Annotated in this window: 1 protein-coding gene; it reads left to right on the top strand. The window is 65.3% G+C overall.

The annotated features are described in order from the left end of the window. Nucleotides 1-5,306, top strand: a 5,306-nt coding sequence (locus tag EN884_RS23500; protein WP_128360758.1) for an alpha-2-macroglobulin family protein, incomplete at its 5' end; no start/stop codon positions are given. Nucleotides 5,307-5,634 lie beyond the last annotated feature (328 nt).

The raw sequence follows: 5,634 nt of genomic DNA, 5'->3' as shown, positions 1-5,634 counted from the left end.
GCCTGGGAGACCCGGCCTGCCGCGCCTTCACCTACAATAAAAAAGCCAAATGGTGCTTCCTCAAATCCGACTACAACCAGTTGAAAACCTTCAACGGCGCGGTCGCCGGCAAGGTCGTCAACATCGATGGCGATCCTGATATCGGCGCGCCGCCGGAACTCGCCTTTTTCCCCAACTGGATGGCCGACCAGGCCCAGCAATACCGCAACAAGCTGCTCGGCCCGGCCTATGACAAGCCGACAGAAGGCATGGCTGCCTTGCTGAGTGCCGCCGAACAGGCCGTGCTGACCGGCGACCACCGCTCCGCCATGCTGAAATACGAGGCCGCTGTCTCGGTACTGCCCGATGATGGCCAGCTCTGGCTCAACCTGGCGCGTGAAACGCTGGCCGTGCAGCCCGCCGCCAGCACATCCGAAGCTTCCACTTTGCCGACGAACGGCACTTCGGCCGCATTCAATGCCTATAAACTACTGCGCACCACCAAGACGCGCGCCGAAGTGCTGGCGCTGCTCGGCAACGGCCTCGACAAGCGCGATCTCTACCGGCCGGCGCTACAGGCCTATGAGGCGAGCCTTGCCCTGAACCCGTCGCCGGCGGTCCAGGCCGACTATGCCGATCTGAAGGCGCGCAAGGGTTTCCGCGTTATCGACCACACCATCGACGCCGACACCAGCGCGCCGCGCATCTGCGCGCAATTCTCCGAAGATCTGGTCAAGACCGGCGTCGATTACGCGCAATTCGTCACCGTCGACAATGCACCGCCCAAGGGCGTCGAGGCCAAGGACAAGCAGATCTGCGTCGAAGGGCTGGAGCATGGCCAGCACTACGACGTCACCTTCCGCGCCGGCCTGCCGGCGGCAATCGGCGAAGTGACCGCGGCACCCGTGGTGCTGTCGATCTATGTCCAGGACCGCGCACCGTCCGCCCGCTTCACCGGTGATAGCTTCGTGCTGCCGGCCGGCGCGCGCCGCGGTATTCCGATCGTTACCGTCAACATGAACGCCGCCGAGATGAAGCTCTATCGCATCGGCGATCGTTCGCTGGCACAGCTTCTGTCGGGCTACCAGTTCCTGCACCAGCTGGACGGCTATGACATCTCCAACATTTCCGAGCAGATGGGCGCGCCGGTCTGGCAAGGCCAGCTCGACATCGCCAATGACCTCAACAAGGAGGTCACCACCTCCTTCCCGGTCGACGAGGCGGTGCCGCAGCGCAAGCCCGGCGTCTACGTGCTGACCGCCCAGGCCGTCAACAACAAGAGCGACGACTACAACTCGATGGCCACGCAATGGTTCGTCGTCTCCGACATCGGCCTGTCGACCTATACCGGTCAGGACGGGCTCAATGTCTTTGCCCGTTCGCTGGGCAGCGCCAAGCCGATCGCCGGCGCCGAACTGACGCTGGTCGCCAGGAACAATGAGGTTCTGGGCACGGCGACGTCGGATGCCGACGGCCATGCCGTCTTCAACCCCGGCCTGACGCGCGGCGACGGCGGCATGGTGCCGGCCGTGCTGATGGCCAAGCAGGGCGACAATGACTTCGTCTTCCTCGACATGGGCCGGGCCGGCTTCGACCTGTCCGACCGCGGCGTCACCGGGCGCGCGGCGCCAGGTGCGCTCGACGTCTATGCCTGGACCGAACGCGGTATCTACCGCGCCGGCGAGGATGTTCATGTCGCCGCACTTGCTCGCGACGGTGCCGCCAAGGCGGTCGAAAACCTGCCGTTGACCTTCATCTTCTCGCGCCCCGACGGCGTCGAGGACCGCCGTATCGTCAGCGACGGCGCATCGGCCGGCGGCCATGCCGTCGACCTGCCGCTCGCCCCCAACGCCATGCGAGGCACCTGGTCGGTGTCGATCTACACCGATCCCAAGCAGCCCGCGGTGGCCAGCCAGATGTTCCTGGTCGAGGATTTCGTGCCGGATCGCATCGAATTCGACATGAAGGCCGACAAGCAGGAAATCGCCCAGGGCGAAACCGCCAACATCGACATTGACGGCCGCTTCCTCTATGGCGCGCCGGCAGCAGGCTTGGCGCTGGAAGGCGAGCTGACGCTGTCGACTTCGCGCGACTGGGACCGTTTCCAGGGCTTTTCCTTCGGTCTCGCCGACGAGCAGTCGGCCGAACCCACGGTCACCCCCCTCGCCGATCTGCCGGTGGTTGGCGATGACGGCAAGGCGACCTTCCCGGTCTCCGTCGACCAACTGCCCTCGACCACCAAGCTGGTCGACGCCAAGGTGACGGTCAGGATGCGTGAAACCGGCGGCCGCGCCATCGAGCGCTCGCTCAACATCGGCATCCGCCCGCAGGGCCATATGATCGGCATTCGTCCGGATTTCGCCGACAATGAAGTGCCGCAGGGCGGCACGGCCAAGTTCAGCCTGATCGCCGTCGATCCCGACGGCAAGCGTGAGGCGCTGAAAGGCGCGCAATGGACGCTGGTCAAGGTCGAACGCAATTACCAGTGGTACCGCTCCAACAATTCGTGGAATTACGAGCCGGTGACCTTCACCAAGTCGATCGCCAACGGCCAGGTCGACCTCAACGCCGACGGCGACGCAACGGTCTCCGTGCCGGTCGATTGGGGTCAGTACAGGCTCGAGGTTGAAACCGCCGATCCGGAAGGACCGGCGACCAGCTACGAGTTCGACGCCGGCTGGTATGTCTCCTCGACCACCACCGAAACGCCTGACGGCCTCGAAATCGCCCTCGACAAGGACAATTATGCCGCCGGCGAAGTGGCCAAGCTGAAAATCTCGCCGCATTTTGCCGGCGAACTCTTGATCAACATCGGCTCCGACAAGCTGTTGAAGACCATCACGGCGTCAGTGCCGGCCGGCGGCAGCACCGTCGACATTCCGGTCGGCGACGACTGGGGCGCCGGCGCCTATGTCACCGCAACCCTGTTCCGGCCGGGCGATGCGCAGGAGACGCGCATGCCGGCCCGCGCCATCGGCGTGAAATGGCTGAAGGTCGATCCGGGTTCGAAGAAGCTCGCCATCACCTTGACGCCACCGGACAAGACCATGCCGCGCCAGCAGCTGTCGATCCCGGTTTCGGTCGCCGGCGTGCAGCCGGGCAGCAATGCCTATGTCATGGTTGCCGCCGTCGATGTCGGCATCCTCAATCTGACCAGCTACAAGGCGCCGGATCCGGAGAACTGGTTCTTCGGCCAGCGCATGCTGGGCATGGAAATCCGCGACATCTACGGTCGCCTGATCGACGGTTCTCTGGGCAACGCCGGCAAGCTCAGGACCGGCGGCGACGGCGCCAACATGCAGGCGCAAGGCAGCCCGCCGACCGAAAAGCTTGTCGCCTTCTTTTCCGGCGTCGTCGAGCTTGACGCCGACGGCAAGGCGCGGGTCGACTTCGACATCCCGCAGTTCAACGGCACCGTGCGCGTCATGGCCGTCGCCTGGACCAAGGACGCGGTCGGCCACGCCCAGTCCGACGTGATCGTGCGCGATCCCGTGGTCATCACCGCCGGCCTGCCGCGCTTCCTGGCGCCTGGTGACGCCGCCGTTATGCGCCTCGACGTCGCCGACACCGATGGTCCGGCCGGCGACTATGCGTTCTCGATCGAAACGACGGGCGACCTGTCGACGGGCGACAAGCCCCTGCCCCAGAAGCTGACGCTCGCCCAGGGCAAGCGCCAGACGCTAACCGTGCCGCTGATCGCTCAGACGGCCGGCAATGCCTCGCTCACCATCAAGCTTGCCCATGCCGACGGCACCAAGGTCGAGCAGACGCTCTATGTGCCGGTGCGCCCGGCGCAATTACCGGTCACCACCCGCCTGGTGGTCGACCTCAAGGGCGATGGCGGCGCGCTTCGCGTCGACAAGGAGCTGCTCGCGGCAAGCCTGCTCGACGGCGCCTCTGTCAGCGTCGGCGTTTCGCAGGCTGCCGCCTTCGACGTGCCTTCGCTGCTGATGACGCTCGACCGCTACCCCTATGGGTGCGCCGAGCAGACCACCAGCCGCGCCATGCCGCTTCTCTACGTCAATGAATTGGCGTCAGGCATCGGCATGGCCAGCGATCCAGATATCCATGGCCGCATTCAGGACGCCATCTACAAGGTTCTGAGCTATCAGGCCTCGGGCGGCAGCTTCGGCCTGTGGGGGCCGGGCTCCGGCGATCTGTGGCTCGATGCCTATGTCACCGACTTCCTGACCAGGGCGCGCGAGCAGAAATACGACGTGCCGAGCCTGGCCATGAACCAGGCGCTCAGCAACCTGCAGAACTCACTCGGCTACGACCAGAGCGTCCAGGACCGGGGCAGCGAGATCGCCTACGCCCTCTACGTTCTGGCCCGCAACAAGAAGGCCTCGATCGGCGACCTGCGCTACTATGCGGACACGCAACTCGAAGCTTTTTCCAGCCCGATGGCCGTTGCCCAGCTGGCGGCAAGCCTGGCGCTCTACGGCGATACACCGCGTGCGGAATCGACGTTCAAGACTGCCCTGCAGTTGGCCAAGTCGACCACCGACTACGACTACTACCGCTCCGACTACGGTTCGCGGCTGCGTGATGGCGCGGCGATGCTGGCGTTGGCGGCGGAATCCAAGCCGGTACCGACAATCGTGCCGGAGCTGATCAGGCTGGTGACCAGGGAACGCGCCGAAGCCCGCTGGACCAGCACCCAGGACGAATCCTGGATGCTGCTGGCGGCCCGCGCGCTGAAAGAAGGCAATGATACGATCACGCTGACCGTCAATGGCGCGGCACATTCCGGCGGCTACTCCGACCAGGTCGAAGGCTCTGACCTTGTCGAAAGCCCGCTGACCATCGCCAACACCGGCAAGACCCCGCTGCAGGCCGTCGTCACCACGGTGGCGTCGCCGGTCCAGCCCCTGCCGGCCGGCGGCGATGGCTTCACCATCAGCCGCACCTACTACAAGCTCGACGGCACCGAGGCCAATGTCACCGAAGCGACGCAGAACGAACGCTATGTCGTCGTGCTCAAAGTCAACGAGCAGAACACATGGCCATCGCGCCTGCTGGTCACCGACCTGTTGCCGGCCGGCTTCGAGATCGACAATCCCGGCCTGGTCTCCAGCGCCCAGTTGACGAACTTCTCGTGGCTGGCGCAGACCGATGCGGCCCATCTCGAATTCCGCGACGACCGTTTCGTCGCGGCATTCAACCCGGCCGACGGCGACCACGACCACAATCTGACCCTCGCCTATGTCGTGCGCGCCGTGACGCCGGGTACCTATGCGCACCCCGCGGCAACGGTGGAAGACATGTATCGGCCGCAATACTCGGCCCGCACCGCCACCGGCATGATGGAGATCAAGGCGCCGTAAGGCGCTGATGGTGATGGACGCGATGAGCAAAGTGCCCCCTCACCCGCCCTCCGCTTCGCTCGGTCGACCTCTCCCCGAGGGGAGAGGAGACGGCCAGCGCTGGCGCCAGTCTCTTCTCCCCACCGGAGGGAAGGCGGCCGCGAAGCGGCCGGATGAGGGGGCATCTTTACTGCCATGAAGATGCTTCGCAAATTCGCTGTTGGAGCGGCAGGGTGCGCCGGCATCCTCGCCCTTTCCGCCGCGTCCCTCTGGGAACTCGACCGCGCCTTCCCGCCCCCGCTTCCAGCCGAACTCACGGTCTCCACCGAAGTCCAGGACCGCGATGGCC

The organism is Mesorhizobium sp. M7A.F.Ca.AU.001.01.1.1 (assembly GCF_004022735.1).
Classification (GTDB): Bacteria; Pseudomonadota; Alphaproteobacteria; order Rhizobiales; family Rhizobiaceae; genus Mesorhizobium; species Mesorhizobium ciceri.
The sequence above is the reverse complement of the archived record's forward strand: the minus strand, read 5'-3'. Positions and strand labels throughout refer to the sequence as shown.